This is a genomic window from Streptomyces sp. NPDC054770, from assembly GCF_053611985.1.
Genome location: NZ_JBSHBL010000043.1, coordinates 1 through 24,111, shown reverse-complemented (window position 1 = coordinate 24,111; position 24,111 = coordinate 1). Strand labels below are relative to the sequence as shown.

The following is a 24,111-nucleotide window of genomic DNA, read 5'->3' as shown; positions in this document are numbered from 1 at the left end:
ATGCAGGAGCGCTCCGACGCCCGCCCCCGCCGCTCGTGTCCCACGGTGGTCGTCACCACCGTGGCGTCCGACTCCCACACCTGGAACCTGGTCTTCCTCCAACTGCTCCTGGAGGAACTCGGCCACCACGTCGTCAACCTCGGCCCGTGCGTGCCCGACGACCTGCTGCTGGAGCAGTGCCGGGACATCCGCCCGGCGGCCGTCGTCATCAGCAGCGTCAACGGCCACGGCCACCAGGACGGTCTGCGCGTCATCCGACGGCTGCGGGCGGACGACCTGACGGCCGGCATCCCGATCGCCATCGGCGGAAAGCTGGGCATCGACGGGGGGACGGCCTCGCACGCGGCGGAGCTGCTGGCCGCGGGCTTCGACGCGGTCTTCGAGGACGGCGCCGGCACCCTCGCGGCCTTCCGGCGCTTCGTCGCCGCCCTGGACGCCCCCGCGGACCGGGCCCTCGCCCCCCGGTGGCACACCGAGGACACGATGGGCGTCCCGGTATGACGGCGCACTCCCTGCGCCCGGTGTCCGGCGCCGGCCCCGCCGCGCCGGACACCGGGCGGCCCGTCGGCTTCGGCGCGTTCGTCCGGGCACACGGCGGCAACGGCCGCCTGGTCGTACAGCCGCGCATGGGGTTCGGCGATCCCCGGGCGATGCGCGCCGGGCTGGCCGCGACCCGGGCCGCGCGGGCGCGGACCGTGGGCACCGTGACGCTCGACGCCCACACCCGGGTCGGCCGGCTGGAGGCCGCCGCGAGCGCCCTGCGCGACGGCGTCGCCCTCAACGGCTACCCCATCGTGAACCACCCGGCCCGGGTCACCGAACAGATGCTGTCCGGAATCCGGGACGAACGGTTCCCGGTCCAGGTCAGGCACGGATCCCCTCGTCCGGTGGGTATCTTCCGCACGCTGGCACAGCTGCGGCTGGACGCCAGCGAGGGCGGCCCCGTCTCGTACTGCCTGCCGTACGGCAGGACGCCGCTCGCCGACTCGATCGCCGAGTGGGCGACCGCCTGCGAGCTGTATGCGGCGCTGCGCGAGTCCGGTCTGGAACCGCATCTGGAGACCTTCGGCGGCTGCATGCTCGGCCAGCTCTGCCCGCCGAGCCAGCTGGTGGCGATCAGCGTGCTGGAGGCGCTGTTCTTCGTCCGGCACGGGGTGCGCAGCGTGTCCGTCAGCTATGCACAGCAGACCTCCGCCGCCCAGGACCACGAGGCCGTCGCAGCCCTGCGCCGGCTGTGCGCCGAACTGCTGCCCACCGACGACTGGCATGTCGTCGTCTACGCCTACATGGGCGTCTATCCCCAAACCCCCCACGGTGCGAGGAGTCTGGGCGCGCAGGCCGCCGCGCTGGCGGTGCGGACCGGGGCGGAACGCCTCATCGTCAAGACGACCGCCGAGTCCCTGCGCATCCCGACCGTCGAGGAGAACGTCGAGGCGCTGGAGCACGCGGGCGCCGTGGCCGCGGTCACGCCCGCGCCCTTCGGCCCCTCGGGTGCGGGGGCGGCCGACACCGCCACGTACCGCGAGGCCGCCGCACTGGTCGAAGCGGTCCTCAACCTGCACCCGGACCTCTCCCGGGCACTGCTGCTCGCCTTCCGCAACGGCTACCTGGACATCCCCTACTGCCTGCACCCGGACAACCAGGGCAGAACCCGCAGCTACATCGACACCGACGGCTGGTTGCGCTGGGAGAACACCGGCTCCCTGCCCCTCGGGCCCGCGACGGGACCCCGCCGCTCCCGCCCCCTGACCTCGAGCGGCCTCCTGGCCGACCTGACCTACATCCGCAGGAGATTCGACACCGCCGCTCTCCCGGACGGTGCCACCACCCCGGAGTGAGCGTCTCGAGATGCTCTCCGCGAGCCCCCCGCGCGCCGTCTCCTCGTGCTTGACGCACCTGTGGGCCGTCCGCCACGCTCCGGCGATGTATCCCCTTGCTCCACGGCCGCGGTCCGGGTCGGCGACGGCGCGGTCACTTCTCGGCGACCTGAGCCCGCGCCTCGGGCTGCGCGGCCCGCAGCGGGGCCTCGGTCCTGCGGCGCATCATCGTCACGTGCTGTACGGCGAGTGTGACGCCCATGCCGCGCCAGAGCGCGTTGGCGCGGAAGGGTTCCTGGAACGCGACCGCTCCGATCGCTCCGAACATCAGCCGGACGGCCACCGTCCCGAGGGAAGGCCCCGACACCGCCGAAAGACACGCACGCGCCGGGCAGGGCCCATCCCCTCAGCACTCGATGATGTTCACCGCCAGCCCGCCCCGGGCCGTCTCCTTGTACTTGACGCTCATGTCGGCGCCGGTGTCCTTCATGGTCTTGATGACCTTGTCCAGGGAGACCTTGTGGGAGCCGTCGCCGCGCATGGCCATGCGGGCCGCGGTGACCGCCTTGACCGCGGCCATGCCGTTGCGTTCGATGCAGGGGATCTGGACCAGGCCGCCGACCGGGTCGCAGGTGAGGCCGAGGTTGTGCTCCATGCCGATCTCGGCCGCGTTCTCGACCTGCTCCGGGGAGCCGCCCAGGACCTCGGCGAGTGCGCCCGCCGCCATCGAGCAGGCCGAGCCGACCTCGCCCTGGCAGCCGACCTCGGCGCCGGAGATGGACGCGTTCTCCTTGAAGAGCATGCCGATCGCGCCGGCGGCGAGCAGGAAGCGGACGACCCCGTCCTCGTCGGCGCCCGGGACGAAGTTGATGTAGTAGTGCAGGACGGCGGGGATGATGCCGGCCGCGCCGTTCGTGGGCGCGGTCACCACCCGGCCGCCGGCCGCGTTCTCCTCGTTCACGGCCATCGCGTAGAGCGTGATCCACTCCATCGCGTGCGCCAACGGGTCGCCCTCGGCGCGCAGTTGGCGGGCGGTCACGGCGGCCCGGCGCTTCACCCGGAGCCCGCCCGGCAGGATGCCCTCACGGGACATGCCGCGGGACACGCACGCCTGCATCACCCGCCAGATGTCCAGCAGCCCCTCGCGGATCTCGTCCTCGGTGCGCCAGGCCCGCTCGTTCTCCAGCATCAGCGCGGAGATCGACAGACCCGTCTCCTGCGTCAGGCGCAGCAGCTCGTCGCCGGTGCGGAAGGGGTACTTCAGGACGGTGTCGTCCAGCTTGATGCGGTCCGCGCCGACCGCCTCCTCGTCGACGACGAACCCGCCGCCGACCGAGTAGTACGTCTTGGCGAGGAGCTCGGCCCCGGACGCGTCGTAGGCCCAGAGGGTCATGCCGTTCGCGTGGTAGGGGAGGGTCTTGCGGCGGTGCAGCTTCAGGTCGTCGTCGAAGGAGAACGGGATCTCGTGCTCGCCGAGGAGAGTCAGGCGGCGCGTGGCCCTGATCGTCTCGATGCGGTCGTCAGCGGTCTCCACGTCCACCGTGCGCGGCGAGGCGCCCTCCAGGCCGAGCAGCACCGCCTTCGGGGTGCCGTGGCCGTGGCCGGTCGCACCGAGGGAGCCGTACAGCTCGGCGCGTATGGAGGCGACGGAGGGCAGCAGGTCCTCGTTGCGCAGGCGGCGGGCGAACATCCGGGCCGCGCGCATCGGGCCGACGGTGTGGGAGCTCGACGGGCCGATGCCGATCGAGAACAGGTCGAAGACCGAGATGGCCACGGGAACTCCTCCAAAGAGGGTGGGGGCACACGTCGTCGGGTGCCCCCACCAGGGAACTACTTGTTCAGGCCGGGGTACAGCGGGTGCTTGTCGGTCAGGGCCTGGACCCGGGCCTTCAGGGCCGCCGCGTCGTAGGACGGCTTCAGCGTCTCGGCGATCACGTCCGCGACCTCGGCGAAGTCCTCGGCCGTGAAACCGCGGGTGGCCAGCGCCGGGGTGCCGATCCGCAGACCCGAGGTGACCATCGGCGGCCGCGGGTCGTTCGGGACGGCGTTGCGGTTGACCGTGATGCCGACCTCGTGGAGACGGTCCTCGGCCTGCTGCCCGTCCAGCTCGGACTCGCGCAGGTCCACGAGGATCAGGTGGACGTCCGTACCGCCGGACAGGACGTTCACACCGGCCTCGCGGGCGTCGGCGGCGGTGAGCCGCTCCGCCAGGATGCGCGCACCTTCCACCGTACGACGCTGGCGCTCCTTGAAGTCCGCCGAGGCGGCGACCTTGAAGGAGACCGCCTTCGCCGCGATCACGTGCTCCAGGGGACCGCCCTGGAAGCCCGGGAACACGGACGAGTTCAGCTTCTTCGCGAAGTCCTTGCGGGCCAGGATGATGCCGCCGCGCGGACCGCCGAGGGTCTTGTGGGTGGTGGAGGTGACCACGTCGGCGTACGGCACCGGGTTCTCGTGCAGACCGGCGGCCACCAGGCCGGCGAAGTGGGCCATGTCGACCCACAGGTACGCCTCGACCTCGTCGGCGATCCGGCGGAACTCCGCGAAGTCCAGCTGGCGCGGGTACGCCGACCAGCCCGCGATGATCACCTTCGGCCGGTGCTCCTTGGCGAGCCGCTCCACCTCGGCCATGTCGACCAGGCCGGAGCCGTCCACGTGGTAGGCGACCACGTTGAACTGCTTGCCGGAGAAGTTCAGCCGCATGCCGTGGGTGAGGTGGCCGCCGTGGGCGAGGTCCAGGCCCAGGATGGTGTCGCCGGGCTGGGCCAGCGCGAACAGGGCCGCCTGGTTGGCGGAGGCACCGGAGTGCGGCTGCACGTTGGCGTACTCGGCGCCGAACAGCTCCTTCACCCGGTCGATGGCGATCTGCTCGGTGACGTCGACGTGCTCGCAGCCGCCGTAGTAGCGGCGGCCCGGGTAGCCCTCGGCGTACTTGTTGGTGAGGACCGAGCCCTGCGCCTCCATGACCGCCAGCGGAGCGAAGTTCTCCGAGGCGATCATCTCCAGGGTGGACTGCTGGCGCACCAGCTCGGCGTCGACCGCGGCGGCTACCTCGGGGTCGAGCTCGTGCAGGGGTGTGTTCAGAAGCGACAACTCAGACATCCGTTCTACGACTCCTCAGCCGGCGGTGAAGGCGGTGTACTCGTCGGCGGAGAGCAGGTCGCCCGGCTCCTCCGTGACGCGCACCTTGAACAGCCAGCCGCCCTCGAAGGGGGCCGAGTTCACCAGGGACGGGTCCTCGACGACGTCCTCGTTGACCGCGGTGATCTCACCGTCGACCGGCGCGTACAGGTCGGACACCGACTTGGTCGACTCCAGCTCGCCGCAGGACTCGCCCGCGGTCACCGTGTCGCCGACCGCCGGGAGCTGGACGAAGACGACGTCACCGAGCGCGTTGGCCGCGTGCTCCGTGATGCCGACCGTCGCCACGCCGTCCTCGGCGGCCGTCAGCCACTCGTGCTCCTTGCTGTAACGCAGCTGCTGGGGGTTGCTCATGGCCTGAATTCTCCTGTACGCGAGGAAGTGCTGGTGAAGGGGGGAAGGCTGGAGGCGTGCGTGACCTGCGGCGATGTGCGCGGGGTCACGCCGGTGGCTACTTCTGGCGCTTGTAGAACGGCAGCGCCACGACCTCGTACGGCTCGTGGTTGCCCCGGATGTCCACGCCGACACCCGCGGTGCCCGGCGCCGAGTGTGCCGCGTCGACGTACGCCATGGCGATCGGCCGGCCCAGGGTGGGGGAGGGGGCGCCGGAGGTGACCTCGCCGATCACCTCGCCGGCGGCGACGACCGGGTAGCCGGCGCGCGGCACCCGGCGGCCCTCGGCGACCAGGCCGACCAGGACGCGCGGCGGGTTCTGCTCCGCACGGGCGGCGGCCTCGGAAAGCGCCTCGCGCCCCACGAAGTCGCCCTCCTTCTCGAACTTCACCACCCGGCCGAGCCCGGCGTCGAAGGGGGTCAGCTCCGTGCTCAGCTCGTGCCCGTACAGCGGCATGCCCGCCTCCAGGCGCAGGGTGTCCCGGCAGGACAGCCCGCAGGGCACCAGGCCCACCGGCGAACCCGCCTCGGTCAGCGCCTGCCACAGCCGCACGGCGTGCTCCGGCTTCACGAACAGCTCGAAGCCGTCCTCGCCGGTGTAGCCGGTGCGCGCGATCAGCGCCGGGACGCCGGCGACGGTGCCGGGCAGCCCGGCGTAGTACTTCAGGCCGTCCAGGTCGGCGTCGGTGAGCGCCTTGAGGATGCCGGGCGACTCGGGGCCCTGGACGGCGATCAGGGCGTACGCGTCCCGGTCGTCCCGCACCTCGGCGTCGAAGCCGGCGGACCGGTCCCGCAGGGCGTCGAGGACGACCTGGGCGTTGGAGGCGTTGGCGACGACCAGGTACTCGGTGTCGGCGAGCCGGTAGACGATCAGGTCGTCGAGGATGCCGCCGTCGGTCCGGCAGATCATGGTGTAGCGGGCGCGGCCCACGCCGACGGAGGCGATGTTGCCGACCAGGGCGTGGTTCAGCAGCTCGGCCGCCCGCGGTCCGGTCACGGTGATCTCGCCCATGTGGGAGAGGTCGAAGAGCCCGGCCCGGGTCCGCACCGCGACGTGCTCGTCGCGCTCGGAGCCGTAGCGCAGGGGCATGTCCCAGCCGGCGAAGTCGGTCATGGTCGCGCCGAGCGAGCGGTGCAGGGCATCGAGCGCGGTGCGGCGCGGGGCGGCGGAATCGGTACTGCTCATCGGTCGGTCGTCTCCCAAAGGTCCCAAGGGCATGACAGGCATGACAGGCGAGGTCTGTCCTCCCCATCTGTCATCGGAACCTGAGAGGTTCGCCCCGACCACGGATGTGGTCACGGCTTGCACCTTGGGTGGAGCCACTGACACAGCGGCCCGCTTTTCAGATGTGCCTCGCCCGCGCGGTAACGGGGGCCTGAGAGATTCAAGGGAGGGACTTGCTCCTTCGGCGCCCCAGCGAAGACGGCTGGGGACTCTCCCGCGCGGATTCAAGCGGCCGGTATGCAGTTGGCGCGCACATCATTGCACGCCGCCCCGGGAGACGGCAGGGCGGACAGGCCGCCGCCCTCTGTGACGAGGCTGTGGCCGGATGCGGACGGAACCGCGAGACGCCGTGCATTACCTTCTCTTTACATTAAGCGGGGAGAACCTTTCCTGAACCCCCAGGGAGGACGGTCACGGTGACAAGGACCACGGCATACGCGACGACGACGGGCATCGCCCTGCCCCAGCAGCCGACGGCCCCGGCCCGCGAGCGCTGCGGCGAGGGTCCCGCACCGGTCGTCCGCGATCTGCGCGACCGTGCCGGGCACAGCCCGCACGGCCTGCTCTTCGGCCCCCGTGACCTGGTCGTGGTCACCGGGCTGCCAGGCAGCGGCAAGTCCACCCTGATGCACCGCACCGTCCAGGGCATCCGCATCGACTCCCAGGACACCCGCGACCGCTGGGACGCCCGCCTGGCCCGCCTCCTGCCGTACGCCGTCTACCGCCCGCTGGTCCGCCTCGCCCACTACGCGGGGCTGCGCCGGGCCCTGGGCACCGGCGAGGGCGTGGTCGTGCACGACTGCGGCACCCAGGCCTGGGTACGCGACTGGCTGGCCCGGGCGGCCCGCCGCCGCGGCGGCACCCTGCACCTGCTCCTCCTGGACGTCACCGCCGGCACGGCACTGGACGGCCAGCGCGAGCGCGGCCGGGGCGTCTCCCGGTGCGCCTTCCTGCGCCACCGCGCGGCGGCGGGCCGGCTGCTGCGCGCGGTCGAGAAGGGGAAACTGCCCGAGGGCATCGGCTCGGCGGTGCTCCTCGACCGGGACGCGGCGGACGTACTGCGCCGGATCGGCTTCGCGGGCTGAATCGGCTGATGGCTTTGTCGGTGTCACCCGCTAGCCTTTCCAGCCTCAGCAGTGGTTTCCAGCAGGCGGTAGGCAGATGGACTTCCCGGCGGACATTCCCGCGGACTTCCCGGCACAGGCGCACCCCCACCCGCACGGCGGGTGGCCGGGCAACGAACTGGAGGAGGTCCTGTCGGCCTCCCTCGGCGTACCCGCGGCGGCGGGCCGGCTCATCGAGGTACTGGCCCGGAGCTTCCTGTGGATCCCGCTGCCGGAGGGCGGCGGCCCGCACAGCGGCCCGCTGGACCTGCCCACCACGGAGATCGAGGGCCAGGTGTACGTACCGGTCTTCAGCTCGGAGGAGCAGTTCCGTCAGGTGGCCGGCTCCCACCTGTCGTACACGATCGCCCCGGCGGTCGAGTTCGCCCGCGGCCTGCCCCCGCAGGTCGGCATCGCCGTCAACCCCGGCGGAGTGGTCGGCGTCCCGCTGCCGCCGGACGGGGTCGCCCAGCTCTGCCGGGCCCTCCGCACCGAACTGGACGGCCCCGCCTCCGGCGGCCGGGTCCGCCTCTTCGAACCGGACTGGCAGGACGACCCGATGGACTTCCTGGCCGCGGCGTCCGCCGAGTTCGCCCAGACGGGCGTGGTCGCCACGGCCCGCCGCTGCCTGGCCGCGGTCGAGACGGCCGACCCGGTGATGTTCGTGGGCGTCGAACTCTCCCAGTGGGAGGGCGACTTGCGGGCCGCGCCGCTGGAGGCACTGGGCAGGGCGCTGGGCAGGGCGCCGGTGCGGTGGCCGGTCAACCTCGTCCTGCTCGACGTGGCGGACGACCCGGTGGGCCACTGGATGCGCGACAACGTCCGCCCCTTCTATCAGTACGGCCACTGAAGTCACCTTCCTGCGCAGCCGACCCGGGGGCAGCCGACCCGGGGGCGCGGGGAACTGCGCGACCAGCCACCGACGACCCGCACCCGCCGACGGACAACCGGCGCCACCCCCCTTGGCGCTTAAGCTGTCTCCAAACGCGGGGCACCAGATGAAGGGGCGGTAACACGTGAGCGCCAGCGGCACCGCGGCGACCGGACAGGTCGAGCACATGCTGCGCCAGGTAACCCCCGGGCGCTACGACGCCTACGAGGCACTCCTCCGCGCCCTCGCCACGCCCGCCTCCGGCCAGATCTGGATGCTGCTCTGGCACGGCCAGGCCGGCTCCCCCGACGCCCAGTACGGGAACATGGAGGTCGACGGCCACGGTTACGCCCCTTGCGTGACCTCGGCCCAGGAACTCTCCGCGAGCGGCTGGAACCGCTCGTACGAAGTGGTCGACGGCGTCGACGTGGCCCGCACGCTCTACCCCGACCACTTCGGCCTCTGGCTCAACCCGCACGCCCCGGGCGGCGGCGTCGGCATCCCCTGGCTGGACCTGCGCCGCATCGCCACCGGCCTGGACCGCCAGCCGGCCGGCCCGCTGCGGCTCACCGAACCGGCCATCGAGGTCCCGCAGTTCTACGCGCTGCTCACGCAGAACGCCCACCGCACCTCCGCGGTCCGCTCCCTGCGCCGCGCCTGGGTGCAGCCGGCGCTCGGGGCGCCGTATCTCGCGATCGGCCTGGACGTGTACGACACGTCGCCGCCGGCCGTGGACTCGGTGCGGGCGATGATGCAGCAGTCGATCGGGGCGGTGCCGGACGGGCTGCCGGTGTCGACGGTGGCGATGACCGACGAGTACGACCCGGTCGTGATGTGGATGCGGGCGACGGCACGGCCGTTCTACGACCGCGAGGCACACGCGGCACTGCCGCCGGCGCCGGCCGGGGGATACGGATATCCGCCGCCCCGGTACTGACCTGTCGCTCGCGAACACCCTCACATGACGCTCACATTCCACTTCCGCTAGACTCGCGCCGCCCCGGGATTGCGTCGAATGTCCGTTCCTGTGGGCAGGGAGGAGAGTGGCCTCCCATGGTGAATCGGAGACCACTCTCCGTCATGTGACGTGCACCACTCTCACCCGGAGTCGTCGATCGGTCACCCTGACCGCTCTTCGCGCGTAGATGAAGGCGAAATAGGCAAGTTGCGCCCTTCTTGGGGTGATTGATGCCGTCCGGCTCCTGTTACCCATCGTTCGGATAACGGAATCCCTCGGACTGCATCACGGTTGCGCATACTTTCTCCGTCAGATCTGGCGGGTGATCGCGGCGAAGCTGAAGACTCGCCAGTCAGACACGAGGTTTAAACCCCGTGAGCGTGCAAGTCGACAAAGCCGCAATCCGCGGCTGGCGTAGGCCGGTTACCGCCGGCGAGAGGGGTCGGGTCACAGTGACCGCACCGATCGAGACCACCGGAGCGGCATCCGAGGCGCAGCCGGAGGCTGTGCTGGAAGGTGTCGGCAAGGGTCAGATCGAGGGCCGTTCCCTCGGGCAGATCGCCTGGACCCGGTTCAAGAAGGACAGAGTCGCCGTGGCCGGCGGCATCGTTGTCGTTCTGCTGATTCTTCTCGCGGTTCTCGCCCGGCCCATCCAGGCCCTGTTCGGCCTCGACCCCAACGCCTTCCACCAGAACCTGATCGACGCCAACACCTCGCTGCCGAACGGCGGCTGGGGCGGCATGAGCCTCGACCACCCGCTGGGCGTCGACCCGAAGTTCGGCCGTGACATCGCCACCCGCATCCTCGAAGGATCCTGGGTGTCGCTGGTGGTGGCCTTCGGCTCGACCATCCTGTCCAACGTGATCGGCGCGATCATGGGCGTCGTCGCCGGTTACTACGGCGGTCGCGTGGACTCGGTCATCAGCCGGCTGATGGACACCTTCCTGGCCTTCCCCCTCCTGCTGTTCGCCATCGCCATCTCCGCCACCCTCCAGGGCGGCGCGTTCGGCCTGAACGGACTGCCGCTGCACCTGAGCGTGCTCATCTTCGTGATCGGCTTCTTCAACTGGCCCTACCTGGGCCGGATCGTGCGTGGCCAGACCCTGGCCCTGCGGGAGCGCGAGTTCGTCGACGCCTCCCGCGGCATGGGTGCCAAGGGCCCGTACATCCTGTTCCGCGAGCTGATGCCCAACCTGGTCGGCCCGATCATCGTCTACTCGACGCTGCTGATCCCGACCAACATCCTCTTCGAGGCGTCCCTCAGCTTCCTCGGCGTCGGCATCCAGCCCCCGCAGGCGTCCTGGGGCGGCATGCTCCGCGACGCGGTGACGTTCTACCAGGTCGATCCCGAGTACATGATCGTGCCCGGCCTTGCCATCTTCGTGACCGTGCTGGCGTTCAACCTGCTCGGTGACGGTCTCCGCGATGCTCTCGACCCGCGCAGCCGCTGACGCCTGCTGTCACCGAGAGCCCAACAGATTTCCGACAATGGAGGGGAACCCGCCCATCATGCGAAGGTCAGCGCTGGCCGCGATCGCGGCCATCGGCTCCGCCACCCTGCTGGTTGCAGGGTGCAGCAAGGCCGATGACAACAAGGACGGCAACGGCGGCAGTTCCGCCGCGGCCAACGCGGCTACCAAGGGTGTCGTCAACGCGTCCGACAAGAAGGGCGGGACGGTCACCTACGAGCTGTCCGACGTCCCGGACTCGTTCGACCCCGGTAACACGTACTACGCGTACATGTACAACTTCAGCCGGCTGTACGCCCGCCCGCTGATGACGTTCGAGCCCGGCCCCGGTTCCAAGGGCAACACCCTGGTCCCGGACCTCGCCGCGAGCAAGGGCGTCTCCAGCGACGGCGGCAAGACCTGGACGTACAAGCTGCGTTCGGGCCTGAAGTACCAGGACGGCACGGCGATCACGTCCAAGGACGTCAAGTACGCCGTCGAGCGCTCCAACTTCGCGCGTGACGTGCTCTCCCTCGGCCCGAACTACTTCCAGCAGTTCCTGGTCGGCGGCGACAAGTACAAGGGCCCCTACAAGGACAAGAGCGCCAAGGGCCTCGCGTCCATCGAGACCCCGGACGACACCACGATCGTCTTCCACCTGAAGCAGGCCTTCCAGGAGTTCGACTACCTGGTCTCGGCCCCGCAGACGGCCCCGGTCCCGCAGGCCAAGGACAACGGCGTCGACTACGTCAAGAACATCGTGTCCTCGGGCTCGTACCAGTTCCAGAGCTACCAGGACGGCAAGCAGGCCGTGCTGGTCCGCAACAAGAACTGGGACCCGAAGACCGACCCGCTGCGCAAGCAGCTGCCGGACAAGATCGTCGTCAACCTGAAGGTCAACGCCGAGACGATCGACAAGGACGTCCTGGCCGGCGACGCGATCGACCTCGGCGGCACGGGTGTCCAGGCCGCCACGCAGGCCCAGGTGCTCACCGACTCCGCCAAGAAGGCCAACACGGACAACACCTACGGTGGCCGTCTGGTCTACATGGCGATCAACACCAAGCTGAAGCCGTTCGACAACGTCGCCTGCCGCAAGGCCGTCGAGTACGCGATCGACAAGGTCTCGGTGCAGACCGCCGAGGGCGGCCCGATCCGCGGTGACGTCGCCACCACGGTGCTGCCGCCGGACATCCCGGGCTACTCGAAGTCGGACGTCTACGCCACCACGGGCAACAAGGGTGACGTGGCCAAGGCCAAGGAGCAGCTGAAGGCCTGCGGCAAGACGACGATCAACACCAACATCACGGCCCGCTCGGACCGTCAGCAGGAGATCGACGCCGCCACGGCGATCATCAACTCGCTGAAGAAGGTCGGCATCAACGCCACCCTCAAGCAGTACCCGTCGGGCAAGTACTTCACCGACTACGCCGGTGTCCCGAACTTCGACAACAAGCAGAACGTCGGCCTGATGATGATGCAGTGGGGTGCCGACTGGCCGTCCGGCTACGGCTTCCTGCAGCAGATCCTGAACGGCCAGGCGATCAGCCAGTCCGGTAACACCAACCTGTCGCAGTACGACAACAAGACGGTCAACACCCTGCTGGCCAAGGCGATCGGTACGCAGGACGACACCGAGCGCAACACCATCTACACGCAGATCGACAAGCAGACCATGGACGACGCCGCCCTCGTGCCGTTGACCTACTTCAAGGTCCTGCTGGCCCGCCCGACCACCTTCACCAACCTGGTCTCCACGGCGGCCTTCAGCGGCCAGTACGACTACCTCAACATCGGCGTCGCGTCGAAGTAGCAGCCCCGGAAGGCAGGTGAAGGCATTGGTGCCCGCGGGCCGCGAGGCCCGCGGGCACCAGCGCCGATCCCCGTGATCTCGTACATCCTCCGTCGGACGCTCGCAGCGGTGATCCTGCTGCTGGTCGTCTCCGCGGTCACCTTCGCGATCTTCTTCGTGCTCCCACGTCTGGCCGGGCAGACCACCGACCAGCTGGCCCAGCAGTACATCGGCAAGAGCCCGTCGAAGGCTGACATCGCCGCGGTCAAGCACAATCTCGGTCTGGACCAGCCCCTCTTCGTCCAGTACTGGCACTTCATCAAGGGGATCGTCTCCGGCGCCACCTACGACCTGGGCCCCACCACGGTGCACTGCGACGCACCGTGCTTCGGCTACTCCTTCAAGACCCACCAGGCGGTCTGGCCGCAGCTCACCTCCCGGATGCCGGTGACCCTGTCACTGGCCGCCGGAGCCGCTGTGCTCTGGCTGGTCTCGGGCGTGGCGATCGGCGTGGTCTCCGCGCTGAAGCCCCGCTCCTTCTTCGACCGCACCTTCATGGGTGTGGCCCTCGCCGGCGTCTCGCTGCCCATGTTCTTCACGGGCAACCTGGCGATCCTGCTCTTCACCTACCAGTGGCCGATCTTCGGCCGCACCTATGTCCCGTTGACCGAGAACCCGGCACAGTGGGCCAACACCCTCATTCCCGCCTGGTGCTCGCTCGCTCTCCTGTATTCGGCCATCTACGCGCGGCTCACCCGCTCGGGCATGCTGGAGACGATGAACGAGGACTACATCCGCACGGCCCGCGCCAAGGGCCTGCGCGAGCGCAAGGTCGTCGTCCGGCACGGACTGCGCGCCGCGCTCACCCCGATCATCACCGTCTTCGGCATGGACCTCGGTCTGCTGCTCGGCGGCGCGGTGATCACCGAGACCGTGTTCTCGCTGCACGGTGTCGGCCAGTACGCGGTGCAGGCCATCGACGACAACGACCTGCCCCCGATCCTCGGCGTGACCCTGCTCGCCGCCTTCTTCGTCGTGATCGCAAATCTCCTGGTGGACCTGCTCTACGCGGCCGCCGACCCGCGGGTGAGGCTCTCGTGACCGAACTCTCCAAGACCGGCGCGGCCGTGGGCGAGCCCACGCCGTCCAGCCCGTCCGACGCCTTCCTCGAAGTCCGCGACCTCAAGGTGCACTTCCCGACCGACGACGGCATCGTCAAGTCGGTCGACGGCCTCAGCTTCTCGCTGGAGAAGGGCAAGACCCTCTCCATCGTCGGCGAGTCCGGCTCCGGCAAGTCGGTCACCTCGCTGGCCATCATGGGCCTGCACCGGCTCGGCGCCCGCGGCAAGAACGTGCAGATGTCCGGCGAGATCTGGCTCGGTGGCAAGGAGCTGGTGAGCGCCTCGCCGGACGAGGTGCGCCGGCTGCGCGGCCACGAGATGGCGATGATCTTCCAGGACCCGCTGTCCGCGATGCACCCGTACTACAAGATCGGCGACCAGATCGTCGAGGCGTACCGGGTCCACCACGACGTCAGCAAGAAGGCCGCCCGCACCCGCGCCATCGAGATGCTCGACCGGGTCGGCATCCCCGAGCCGGCCAAGCGCGTCGACGGCTACCCGCACGAGTTCTCCGGCGGTATGCGCCAGCGCGCCATGATCGCCATGGCCCTGGTCAACAACCCCGAGCTGCTCATCGCGGACGAGCCGACCACCGCCCTCGACGTCACCGTGCAGGCGCAGATCCTCGACCTGATCCGCGACCTCCAGAAGGAGTTCGGCTCCGCGGTCATCCTCATCACCCACGACCTGGGTGTGGTGGCCGAGATCGCCGACGACGTCCTGGTGATGTACGGCGGCCGGTGCGTGGAGCGCGGTCCCGTCGACGAGATCTTCGAGAAGCCGCAGCACCCCTACACCTGGGGTCTGCTGGGCTCGATGCCGCGCATCGACCGGGAGACCTCCGACCGGCTCATCCCGGTCAAGGGCCAGCCGCCGAGCCTCATCAACGTCCCCTCGGGCTGCGCCTTCCACCCGCGCTGCCCGTACGCGGACCTCCCCAAGGGGAACGTCACCCGCACGGTCCGCCCCGAACTGCAGCAGGTCGACGGCGGCCACTGGTCCGCCTGCCACCTCTCGGCGGAGGACCGCACGCGGATCTGGACCGAAGAGATTGCGCCGAAGCTGTGAGCGACACGAACAAAGCCGATGACGCCGTCATCCCGCAGCAGGCGTCGGCTCCCGAGAAGACGTCCGGGGACCGGGAGGTGCTGCTGAAGGTCGAGGGCCTGGAGAAGCACTTCCCGATCAAGAAGGGCATCCTGCAGCGCCAGGTCGGCGCGGTGAAGGCCGTCGACGGCATCGACTTCGAGGTGCGCAAGGGCGAGACCCTGGGCGTCGTCGGCGAGTCGGGCTGCGGCAAGTCGACCATGGGCCGGGTCATCACCCGGCTCCAGGACCCGACCGGCGGCAAGGTCACCTTCGAAGGCCAGGACATCACGCACCTGTCCACCGCGAAGATGCGCCCGCTGCGCCGCGACATCCAGATGATCTTCCAGGACCCGTACGGCTCCCTGAACCCCCGGCACACCATCGGCTCCATCGTCTCCGCGCCGTTCCGGCTGCAGGGCGTCGAGCCCGAGGGCGGGGTCAAGAAGGAGGTCCAGCGCCTCCTGGAGCTGGTGGGTCTGAGCCCCGAGCACTACAACCGCTACCCGCACGAGTTCTCCGGCGGTCAGCGCCAGCGCATCGGCATCGCCCGCGCGCTCGCCCTGAAGCCGAAGCTGGTGGTGGCCGACGAGCCGGTCTCCGCGCTGGACGTGTCGATCCAGGCCCAGGTCGTCAACCTCATGGACGACCTCCAGGAGGAACTGGGCCTGACCTACGTCATCATCGCCCACGACCTCTCCGTCGTCCGGCACGTCTCGGACCGGGTCGCGGTGATGTACCTCGGCAAGATCGTCGAACTCGCCGACAGCACCAAGCTGTACGAGTCGCCGATGCACCCGTACACCAAGGCGCTGATGTCGGCGGTGCCGGTCCCGGACCCGAAGCGCCGGGGCCAGAAGAGCGAGCGCATCCTGCTCCGCGGTGACGTGCCGTCGCCGATCGCCCCGCCGTCCGGCTGCCGCTTCCACACCCGGTGCTGGAAGGCGACGGAGATCTGCAGGACGACGGAACCGCCGCTCCTCGAACTCCGCCCGGGCCAGCGGGTGGCGTGCCACCACCCGGAGAACTTCGCCGACCAGGCTCCCCAGGACACGGTCCTGCTGAGCGCGGCGAAGGAGGCGTCGGAGCTGGTGGGCGAGGCGGTCCTGGAGGAATCGGCCGAGCCGGCGAAGCCGGTGGCCGAAGCCACGGAAGCGGAGCCGGAGGCCGCGGCTGAGGCTGCGGTTGAGCCCGCGGAACCCGAGGCGTCGGCCGAGCCGGAGCCGGAGGCCCCGGCGGAGGAGCCGGACGCCCCGGCCAAGGAGCCGGAGGCCGCTGCCGAATCCCCGGCGGAGCCGTCGGCCGACTCCACAGCCGAGGCACAGAAGTCACAGGAGCCAACCGACAAGTAGCCCATGACACGACTTTGCAAAGTCATGTACATGCCTTAACGGGAGAGCGCAGAGTCGACCGTGTCCGTCCACTGACCGGCACGCTCGAAAGGGACGACCCATGCGCCTCTCCCGTTCGGCACGTCTGGCGGCTGTCGCTACCGCGGCAGCCGCCTCCTTCGTCATCGCGGCCGCCCCCGCCCCCACCCCGGGCGCCGACGGCATCGGCGACCCCTATTTCCCGCAACTGGGCAACGGCGGTTTCGACGCCCGCCACTACGACCTCGACGTGGCCTACGCCCCGGACACCGGCCGCCTGGACGGCCGTACCACCCTCACCGCCCGCGCCACCCAGAACCTCTCCGCCTTCGATCTCGACCTCCAGAAGCTGGAGGTCACGAAGGTCGAAGTGAACGGCAGACGCGCCCGGTTCACGCGCACCGGCGACGAGATCACCGTCACCCCGCGGGACGCGCTCCGCAAGGGCCGTGACTTCACCGTCTCCGTCACCTACGGCGGGATACCCGAGCCCCTCAACGGCCCCATCGTCTTCGGCTCGGACTACGGCTGGATGAAGACCACCGACGGCGTCTTCGTCGCCTGCGAGCCCAACGCCGCCTCCACCTGGTTCCCGTCCAGCGACCACCCCTCCGACAAGGCCACCTACGACATCCGTATCAAGGCTCCCGAGGGCCTGACCGGCGTCTCCAACGGCCGGCTGGTCTCGACGCGCTCCAAGGGCGGCTCGACGTACACGCACTGGCGCGAGTCGAAGCCGATGGCGACCTACCTCGCCACCGCCACCATCGGGAAGTTCGACGTACGGACCGGGAAGACCCCCTCCGGCATCCCCATCTACGTCGCCATCGACCCGGTTCTCGCCAACAGCAACAGCGTCGACGTGTACGCCGTCACCGCCGCTGCCACCGACTACTGGTCGCAGCTCTTCGGGCCGTACCCCTTCGAGGAGACCGGGGCGATCGTCGACGACATGCCCGAGGCGGGGTTCTCGCTGGAGGTGCAGAGCAAGCCGGCCTACTCCGCGGTGCGCAGCGAGACCACGATCGTGCACGAGCTGGCCCACCAGTGGTTCGGCGACTCGGTGAGCGTGGCGCAGTGGAAGGACATCTGGCTCAACGAGGGCTTCGCCACCTACGCCCAGTGGCTGTGGGCGGAGCACCAGGGCACCAGGTCCGCCCATGACTCCTTCCTCGCCGCCTACAACTCCCGCCCCGCCGACAACGCCTTCTGGCAGACCGAGGTGGCCGACCCGCAGCGCGACACCATGTTCGCCTCGGCCGTCTACCAGCGCGGCGCGATGACCCTCCAGATGCTGCGCGAACGCATCGGCGACACCGCGTTCTTCAAGCTGCTCCCGGCCTGGACGAAGCTGCACCGCTACGGCAACGCCGACACCGCCGACTTCATCCGCCTCGCGGAGAAGGTCAGCGGGCAGCAGCTGGACGACCTGTTCCAGACCTGGCTGTTCACCACAGGGAAACCCGCCGTGTGAGCCCGGCTCCGCGGTGACACCGGCGGGCCGGGTGCTGTGCGGCGCCCCACGCCCGCCGGTGGGTCCGCGGAGCCGCGTGATCCGTATGTGGCGGTCCTCGGGTCGGAGGTGAAAGCAGGGGGCGATGGGGAGAGTCTTCGGGTTGAGTGGCTGAGATCGATTCCGGACTCTCCGAGGAAGCGGACCGATGCCGAGTCTTGCGCGCATGCCCCTGGAAGGCGGGGGGCGATTCTGCTGGAAGAGGTCGAAGACGCACCGGAGTCCGACGGACCGGTGAAGGCGGGCCGGGTCGGTGACGCGATACGTGAACTGCCCCGGACGCTGCAGGAGTCACTGGTTCCGGTGCGGGAGACGGCACGGGCCGTACTGGACCAACTGCGACAGGCCGGGCCGCAGGAGGTGGAGGTGGAGTTCGGTGTGAACCTCTCCGCCAAGGCCGGGGCGATCATCACCGCCGGCGAGACGGCCGTCCATCTGAAGGTCCGCGTCGTGTGGGGGAGCGGTGACGCAGGGCGGGACGCTCCATGAACGACGCGGGGCCGGCAGCGGACGACGAGAGCAGCCTGGCCGGCTCGGGCGGGTCGTCGGTGCCCGTGTCCGTCTTCCAGGTGCTCGCCGCGGACGGCGGTACAGCCGGGGCCGGGTTCCTGACCGGAGCGGAAACCGGCTTCCGCTCTGGCCGACACCCCGGAGTCCTGGTCGGCACTGCTGGCCCTCCGCTACCAGCCCGAGGACGACGTCCTCAAGCTGCCCGCGTTCGCGGTGACGGAGTCCGACCTCGACGCCACCGGGCAGACCCTGGCGGCCGCCGCCGGCACGCGGGTGGAGTTCTGGAACGTCAGGACGCGCAGCAGGACCGGCTCCTACACGGCCCCGGCGCGGGTCCACCAGGTGGCCCTCTCCGCCGACGGCAGGACGGCGGCGGTGAGCACCGACGACGGATACACCCGCCTGCTCGACGTCTCCGGCGCCCGCCTCCGCGGCGCCCACTCCTACCGCACCGCCAAGGAGGACAGCGGATACTGGCCGCGGGTGGCGGTCAGCCCCCGGGGCACGTATCTGACGACCGAGACGACCGGCTCGGACGCAAAGTCCACCCTGGCCGTCTGGGACACCCGCACCGACCGCAGGGTCGCCGCCCTGACCGCCGCCGGATCCGTCTTCCTCCTGAGGGACTCCTCGTTCTCTCCGGACGAACGGGTGCTCTCCCTGCCCGGCAGCGGGGGGAAGCCGTTCACCTGGGTCGACACGCGCACCGGGAAGAAGCTCCCCTTCCCCGACACCGGGCTCAAGGCCGGCGACATCGAGGGGCCGGTGGTGTTCAGCCCGGACGGCAGACGTGCGGCGGTGACACTCAAGGGCGGGAAGATCAGCGTCTTCGACCGCACCAGGGGATGGATCGGCATCGACCTCACGGGTGCCGAGGACTCCTCCGACTATCCGCTCCTCTTCAGTCCCGACGGCCGCTACCTGGTGCAGCACGGCGTCGTCTGGGAGGTGGCGGTGACGCGGTCGGGACCTGTGATGCGCCACTCGACCACCGAGAGCGAGTGCTACCCCACGACGGCGCCGCGTTTCACGGCCGACGACGCCCAGCTCCGGTGCGTCGGGAACGACGGCGTCGTCCGGTCGTACGACGTGAGCTCCTTCACCGACCCGCCCAAGGACGACGGCCGGTACTACTCCGAGGGGGCGGTGAGCGCCGACCGCCGCACCTTCGCGCTCCGCGAGGGCGCCGACATCGAGATCTGGTCGCCGCTGTCGCGGACCCGACGGCTGACCGTGACCGCGCGCGCGGGCGGTCTGGGCAATGCCGTGGAAAAGATCCAGCTGAGTCGGGACGGACGCCTGCTCGCCGTGCACAGCTACACCAGCGTGGAGATCTGGGACGTCTCCGGCAGGACGGCCGGGAAAAAGGGAGTGCTGCTCGGCAGTCTGCCCGTCCTCAGGCAGGATCAGTTCAGCGGCACATCGGTGGAGTTCGGGTTCGCACCGGACGACAGGTCGCTCGCCGTCCAGATCGTGACGCGGGACGGAACCAATGTGCTCAGCTTCTGGAACCTGACCACCATGCGCCGGATCCGTGAGGTGCGCGCGAACCTCGGCTACCCGGACGACGGAGGGGCCGTCCTCTTCCAGCCGGACGGCAGGAGCGTGATCGCCGCCCCGTACTTCGGCAGGGTCGCGTTTCCCTCCGGCAGGATCGTCACCAAGGGCTCCGCGGGTGTGGAGGTGGACTCCTTCAGCGACGACGGCACCACGCTCTACACCCACCCCCGTGGCTTCCGGCCCTACATCCGGTTCTGGGACGCGCGCACGCTGCTGCCCGAGGGAGAGGACCTGCGCACCGGAGCCTTGTCCACTCCGCTGACCGCGCCGGAACGGGGCACTGCCGTCTCACCCGACGGCCGGCTGTTCGCGACCTGGCTCCGGTCCGGACCCGCCTACGAGATCCAGGTCTGGGACAGCCGTACCGGGAGCCGGCTCGGCACCCCGCTCCTGGGGCCTCTCGACGACCTCGACGACATCATCGCCCTCGCGTTCACTCCCGACGGCTCGGCACTGGTCAGCGTGGACCAGCACGGCAGATTCACCACCCACACCATCGCCCCCGACCGGCTGGTCCGGGACCTGTGCGCCAAGTCGGGTCCCCTGACCGAGCGGGAATGGAAGACCGACATCCCCGACATCGGGTACCGCAGCACATGCTGATCCGCCGGACACGAACCCGATGGTCCGGCGGTTCACAATGTCAGGGTGCAGCTCCAGCAACTCTTCTCTCCCTCCATCCAGCACACGCTCGATGTCATCGGCATCTTCGTCTTCGCCATCTCCGGCGCGCTGCTGGCCGTCCGCAAGAACTTCGACGTCTTCGGCATCGGGGTGATGGCCGAGGTCACCGCGCTGGGCGGAGGGATCTTCCGGGACGTGATCATCGGCGCGGTGCCTCCGGCCGCCTTCACGGACCTGGGGTACTTCATCACCCCGCTGATCGCCGCCCTGGTGGTGTTCTTCCTGCATCCGCACGTCGAGCGGATCCAGTCGGCGGTGCTGGTCTTCGACGCGGCCGGCCTCGGCCTGTTCGCCGTCAGCGGCACCACGAAGGCGTACTCCTACGGCCTCAACCTCACCGCCTCCGCCGCCCTGGGCCTGGCCACCGCGGTCGGCGGCGGTGTGCTCCGGGACGTGCTCGCCAACGAGGTTCCCTCGCTGCTGCGCTGGGACCGCGACCTGTACGCGGTCCCAGCGATCGTCGGGGCGACGACGGTGGTGCTGTGCATCCGTTACGACGCGCTGACCCCGTTCACCAGCGGGCTCGCGGTCGTCACCGCTTTCGTACTGCGCCTGCTCGCGATGCGGTACCACTGGCGAGCGCCGCGTGCGTGGAACCGGCGCTCGACGGTTCGGGAGGAGTAGTCCCGCCCCGGACCCGGCTCTGGCCCATGTTGACCGTGAGCCACTCGAAGACCGCCGGCACCTGGGGCCGCCACAGCGCCATGTTGTGGCCGCCCGCGCTGCGCGGCAGGAACACCACGTGCACGGTGGTCGGCGCCTTGGCGATCTGCTCCAGCGCCACGCCGGCCTGGTAGCCGTCACCGGACTCGCCGGACATGTACAGCGCGATCCGGGGCGGGGCGACCGCCTTCCGCAGCAGCAGGTAGGGGTTGTTCTGCTCGCGCAGGGCCACGCTCTGCGCGGCGAGCGAGTTGCGCTCGCCGATCGGGTCGTTGTAGCCGGACAGGCTCACCGCGGCCCGGTAGCGGTCCGGATGGGCGACGGCCAGCTTGACCGCGCAGTGCGCGCCCGCCGAGTAACCGGCCACCGCCCAGTCGGCGGGGGCCGCCGCGGCGCGGAAGTTGTCGGTCACCATCTTCGGCACGTCGATGCTGAGCCAGCTGTCCGCGTTGACCGTGCCCGGGATGTTGGCGCAGCCGGTGTCCACGCCGGCCAGCAGGTTGGTGCGCGGCGCGACCAGGATGAAGGGCGCGACCCGGCCGCTCCTCATCAGCGGCTCCAGCTGCTCGGTCACCTTCAGCGAACCGAACCAGGCCTTCGCCGAGCCGGGGTAGCCGGGCAGCAGCTCCACGACCGGGAAGCGGTGGTTGCGGTACTTCGCTTCGTGGTACTGCGGCGGCAGCCAGACGTAGACCTCGGCGTTGACGCCCGAGACCCGGCCCTTGAGCTGGGTGACCTCGACCCCGCCGGCCGCCCGCATGCCCGGCCCGTCGGCCGCCGTGAAGTTCTGCTTCACCCGGGGCAACCGTTTCAGCGCTATCCCGCCGGTGCCGTCCCGGCCGAGGTTCGCGGCCTGCTGGACGTGGTTGCCGGTACCGAGGAGGTCGGCCCAGTTGTCGTACAGGCTGTTCTCGTTGTTGACCAGCACGAAGATCAGCGTCACCGCCGTGGCCTGCGCGAACAGCAGCATCAGGACCCGGGCCGCGGCACGTACGGCCCTGGGCCCCCGCATCCTCGACCACAGGACGAGCGGCAGTATGAGGGCGACCACGGACAGGACGATGGTCGTGTAGAGGAACGGAGTCCCGGTGAGGCTCATGTCCCCATAGAGGGGAATCGCAGGCCCCGGGTTACGGACGTGTCCGGACACTTACCTAGAAATTGCCGGAACCTCACTCGGCGGAGGGATCCCTTACCGGCCGGGCCGCTGGTGCGTGGATCACAAAAGCTACCGCTTAGTAATCACCTCTTGTACTGTTCAGGCATGCCAGAAGCAGCATCCACGCGGGCCGTGATCGGCGACAGCGAGTTCGACCGCGACACCGCGGTCACCCGGCGCGCTCCCGGCGTCTACGACATCGAGCTCTCGGCGGGCTGGACCATCATCAACGCCGTGAACGGCGGCTATCTCCTGGCCGTGCTCGGCCGGGCGCTCGCGGACACGCTGCCGCACCCGGACCCGTTCACCGTCTCCGCGCACTACCTGACCGCGTCCCAGCCGGGCCCGGCCGTGATCCGCACGGACACCGTCCGCACCGGCCGCACCCTCTCCACCGGCCAGGCCTCGCTCTTCCAGTACGACGAGGAGGGCAACGAGATCGAACGCATCCGCGTCCTCGCCTCCTACGGCGACCTCTCCGCCCTCCCCGACGACGTCCGCACGACGGCGACCCCGCCCGCGTTCCCGCCCATGGAGCACTGCTTCGGCCCGGAAGACGGCCCGGCCCCGGTCGACGGCAGCTCCGCCATCACCGAGCGCCTGATGCTCAAGCTGGACCCGGCCACCCTCGGCTGGGCCCTGGGCGCGCCCTCCGGCAAGGGCGAGATGCGCTCCTGGTTCGGCCTCGCGGACGGCCGTGACGCCGACCCGCTCTCGCTCCTCCTGGCGGTGGACGCGCTGCCGCCCACCGCGTTCGAGATCGGCCTCAAGGGCTGGGTCCCCACGGTCGAACTGACCGTCCATGTCCGCCACCGCCCCGCCCCGGGCCCCCTGCGTGTCTCCATCACCACCCGCAACCTGGCCGGCGGCTTCCTGGAGGAGGACGCCGAGGTCTGGGACGCCGAGGACCGTCTGGTGGCCCAGTCCCGCCAGCTGGCCCGGGTCCGCCTCGGCTGAACCCGACCCGGCGCGTCACCGTTTCCACGGCGCGAACCCCGTTCTGTCACGGGCGTGTACCAGCGAGTAGGCGCCACCTCGGACTGAACTGCCAGGTCAGCGCCGTCTCTTGGGAAGCGCTTTACCTCTTTGACAGGCGGCGAACAGCGCGGGCCCAAGAACGCCTTAAGCGCCGTTGATTGAGTGCCACTCCTCAGGACTCCCTCATCCTCAATGGAGTTGTCTCTCATGAAGCGTGTACGTCTCGTCCCCGCCGTGGCTCTGCTCGCGCTGTCCCCGCTGCTGCTGACCGCGTGCGGTGGCTCGGGCGACTCGTCGTCGTCCGGCAGCGGCAACTCCGGCCAGCAGAGCTGCCAGCAGCCGACCGGCAACGCTTCGGGCCGGCCGAGCGGCGCCCCGACCGGCAAGGCCTCGGGTGCGCCGAGCGGCGCCCCGACCGGCGCTCCGACCGGCAACGCCTCGGGCATGCCGAGCGGTGGTCCGGGCGCCGGCGGCCAGGGCGGCGGCCCCGGCGGTGGCATGGGCGGCGGTTGCGGCGGCGGCCAGGGCGGTCCCGGCGGCGCGGCGCCCAGCGGAGCGCCGACCGCACAGGCGACGAAGAGCTGACCCGGGGCCGTACGACAGGGGCGGGGGGGGGGGGGGCCCGGCGCCGCCCCCCCGGGTTGGGGGGGCCGCCCCCGGGGGGGGGGGCGGGGCGCCCCCCCCCGGGCCGGGGGTGGGTGGGAAAAAAAAAAAAACCA

Annotated in this window: 22 protein-coding genes and 2 riboswitches; of the genes, 16 read left to right on the top strand and 6 right to left on the bottom strand. The window is 70.2% G+C overall.

Translation table 11 applies throughout. The annotated features are described in order from the left end of the window. Positions 1 to 501 carry a cobalamin B12-binding domain-containing protein gene (locus ACWGKQ_RS31425; protein WP_453295446.1) on the top strand — a complete coding sequence of 167 codons (501 nt, stop codon included), beginning with the start codon at positions 1 to 3 and terminating at the stop codon, positions 499 to 501. Continuing rightward, positions 498 to 1,838, top strand: a complete 1,341-nt coding sequence (locus ACWGKQ_RS31420; RefSeq protein WP_453295387.1) for a methylaspartate mutase — start codon at positions 498 to 500, stop codon at positions 1,836 to 1,838. Before ACWGKQ_RS31425 ends, ACWGKQ_RS31420 begins: the two co-directional genes overlap by 4 nt. Before the next feature lie 133 nt (positions 1,839 to 1,971). Here ACWGKQ_RS31420 and ACWGKQ_RS31415 read toward each other — a convergent pair whose 3' ends face one another. The 5 genes from ACWGKQ_RS31415 to gcvT all read right to left on the bottom strand — a co-directional run bounded on the left by ACWGKQ_RS31415 (position 1,972) and on the right by gcvT (position 6,537). Next, a complete protein-coding gene (locus ACWGKQ_RS31415) occupies positions 1,972 to 2,184 on the bottom strand; it encodes a hypothetical protein (protein ID WP_453295386.1) in 213 nt (70 codons plus the stop codon). A gap of 39 nt (positions 2,185 to 2,223) precedes the next feature. Next, a complete protein-coding gene (locus ACWGKQ_RS31410) occupies positions 2,224 to 3,591 on the bottom strand; it encodes an L-serine ammonia-lyase (RefSeq protein ID WP_453295385.1) in 1,368 nt (455 codons plus the stop codon). 56 nt (positions 3,592 to 3,647) lie between these two features. Next, positions 3,648 to 4,910: a serine hydroxymethyltransferase gene (gene glyA, locus ACWGKQ_RS31405; RefSeq protein ID WP_453295445.1), complete on the bottom strand. Its 1,263-nt coding sequence runs from the start codon at positions 4,908 to 4,910 to the stop codon at positions 3,648 to 3,650. Positions 4,911 to 4,934: 24 nt separating this feature from the next. Continuing rightward, the gene (gene gcvH / locus ACWGKQ_RS31400; RefSeq protein ID WP_453295384.1) at positions 4,935 to 5,312 is read right to left on the bottom strand and encodes a glycine cleavage system protein GcvH; all 378 of its coding nucleotides are present in this window, start codon (positions 5,310 to 5,312) and stop codon (positions 4,935 to 4,937) included. A 97-nt stretch (positions 5,313 to 5,409) separates the two neighbouring features. Then, positions 5,410 to 6,537, bottom strand: a complete 1,128-nt coding sequence (gene gcvT / locus ACWGKQ_RS31395; RefSeq protein WP_453295383.1) for a glycine cleavage system aminomethyltransferase GcvT — start codon at positions 6,535 to 6,537, stop codon at positions 5,410 to 5,412. 57 nt (positions 6,538 to 6,594) lie between these two features. Beyond that, positions 6,595 to 6,704: riboswitch (glycine riboswitch) on the bottom strand. Then, positions 6,705 to 6,803, bottom strand: a riboswitch (glycine riboswitch). Between the two features lie 189 nt (positions 6,804 to 6,992). Here gcvT and ACWGKQ_RS31390 point away from each other — a divergent pair. The 12 genes from ACWGKQ_RS31390 to ACWGKQ_RS31335 all read left to right on the top strand — a co-directional run bounded on the left by ACWGKQ_RS31390 (position 6,993) and on the right by ACWGKQ_RS31335 (position 21,216). Continuing rightward, the gene (locus tag ACWGKQ_RS31390) at positions 6,993 to 7,661 is read left to right on the top strand and encodes an AAA family ATPase (RefSeq protein WP_453295382.1); all 669 of its coding nucleotides are present in this window, start codon (positions 6,993 to 6,995) and stop codon (positions 7,659 to 7,661) included. A 76-nt stretch (positions 7,662 to 7,737) separates the two neighbouring features. Continuing rightward, complete coding sequence (locus tag ACWGKQ_RS31385; protein WP_453295381.1) at positions 7,738 to 8,529, top strand: enhanced serine sensitivity protein SseB; 792 nt, start codon at positions 7,738 to 7,740, stop codon at positions 8,527 to 8,529. 166 nt (positions 8,530 to 8,695) lie between these two features. Continuing rightward, positions 8,696 to 9,487: an enhanced serine sensitivity protein SseB C-terminal domain-containing protein gene (locus tag ACWGKQ_RS31380; RefSeq protein WP_453295380.1), complete on the top strand. Its 792-nt coding sequence runs from the start codon at positions 8,696 to 8,698 to the stop codon at positions 9,485 to 9,487. 473 nt (positions 9,488 to 9,960) lie between these two features. Next, positions 9,961 to 10,959: an ABC transporter permease gene (locus ACWGKQ_RS31375; protein ID WP_453295379.1), complete on the top strand. Its 999-nt coding sequence runs from the start codon at positions 9,961 to 9,963 to the stop codon at positions 10,957 to 10,959. Between the two features lie 58 nt (positions 10,960 to 11,017). Further along, a complete protein-coding gene (locus ACWGKQ_RS31370) occupies positions 11,018 to 12,769 on the top strand; it encodes an ABC transporter substrate-binding protein (protein ID WP_453295378.1) in 1,752 nt (583 codons plus the stop codon). Between the two features lie 72 nt (positions 12,770 to 12,841). Beyond that, positions 12,842 to 13,849: an ABC transporter permease gene (locus tag ACWGKQ_RS31365; RefSeq protein ID WP_453295377.1), complete on the top strand. Its 1,008-nt coding sequence runs from the start codon at positions 12,842 to 12,844 to the stop codon at positions 13,847 to 13,849. After that, entirely contained in the window at positions 13,846 to 14,937 is a 1,092-nt protein-coding gene (locus ACWGKQ_RS31360) for an ABC transporter ATP-binding protein (RefSeq protein ID WP_453295376.1), read from the top strand. Before ACWGKQ_RS31365 ends, ACWGKQ_RS31360 begins: the two co-directional genes overlap by 4 nt. Next, complete coding sequence (locus ACWGKQ_RS31355; protein ID WP_453295375.1) at positions 14,934 to 16,307, top strand: ABC transporter ATP-binding protein; 1,374 nt, start codon at positions 14,934 to 14,936, stop codon at positions 16,305 to 16,307. Before ACWGKQ_RS31360 ends, ACWGKQ_RS31355 begins: the two co-directional genes overlap by 4 nt. Positions 16,308 to 16,407: 100 nt before the next feature. Further along, entirely contained in the window at positions 16,408 to 17,799 is a 1,392-nt protein-coding gene (locus tag ACWGKQ_RS31350) for a M1 family metallopeptidase (RefSeq protein ID WP_453295374.1), read from the top strand. Positions 17,800 to 17,835: 36 nt separating this feature from the next. After that, a complete protein-coding gene (locus tag ACWGKQ_RS31345; RefSeq protein ID WP_453295373.1) occupies positions 17,836 to 18,327 on the top strand; it encodes a CU044_2847 family protein in 492 nt (163 codons plus the stop codon). Between the two features lie 234 nt (positions 18,328 to 18,561). Further along, entirely contained in the window at positions 18,562 to 20,511 is a 1,950-nt protein-coding gene (locus tag ACWGKQ_RS31340) for a WD40 repeat domain-containing protein (protein WP_453295372.1), read from the top strand. A 45-nt stretch (positions 20,512 to 20,556) separates the two neighbouring features. Further along, positions 20,557 to 21,216: a trimeric intracellular cation channel family protein gene (locus ACWGKQ_RS31335; RefSeq protein WP_453295371.1), complete on the top strand. Its 660-nt coding sequence runs from the start codon at positions 20,557 to 20,559 to the stop codon at positions 21,214 to 21,216. Here the strand turns inward: ACWGKQ_RS31335 and ACWGKQ_RS31330 are convergent. Beyond that, positions 21,125 to 22,354 (bottom strand): alpha/beta hydrolase, encoded by a 1,230-nt coding sequence (locus tag ACWGKQ_RS31330; protein ID WP_453295370.1) that lies wholly within the window; start codon positions 22,352 to 22,354, stop codon positions 21,125 to 21,127. The two genes, ACWGKQ_RS31335 and ACWGKQ_RS31330, sit on opposite strands and share 92 nt — an antisense overlap. A gap of 165 nt (positions 22,355 to 22,519) precedes the next feature. Here ACWGKQ_RS31330 and ACWGKQ_RS31325 point away from each other — a divergent pair, with 165 nt between their 5' ends. Together ACWGKQ_RS31325 and ACWGKQ_RS31320 are read left to right on the top strand one after the other, a co-directional pair. Beyond that, on the top strand, positions 22,520 to 23,371 hold the full coding sequence (locus ACWGKQ_RS31325) for a thioesterase family protein (protein WP_453295369.1): 852 nt from the start codon (positions 22,520 to 22,522) through the stop codon (positions 23,369 to 23,371). 228 nt (positions 23,372 to 23,599) lie between these two features. Then, on the top strand, positions 23,600 to 23,977 hold the full coding sequence (locus ACWGKQ_RS31320; RefSeq protein ID WP_453295368.1) for a hypothetical protein: 378 nt from the start codon (positions 23,600 to 23,602) through the stop codon (positions 23,975 to 23,977). Positions 23,978 to 24,111 lie beyond the last annotated feature (134 nt).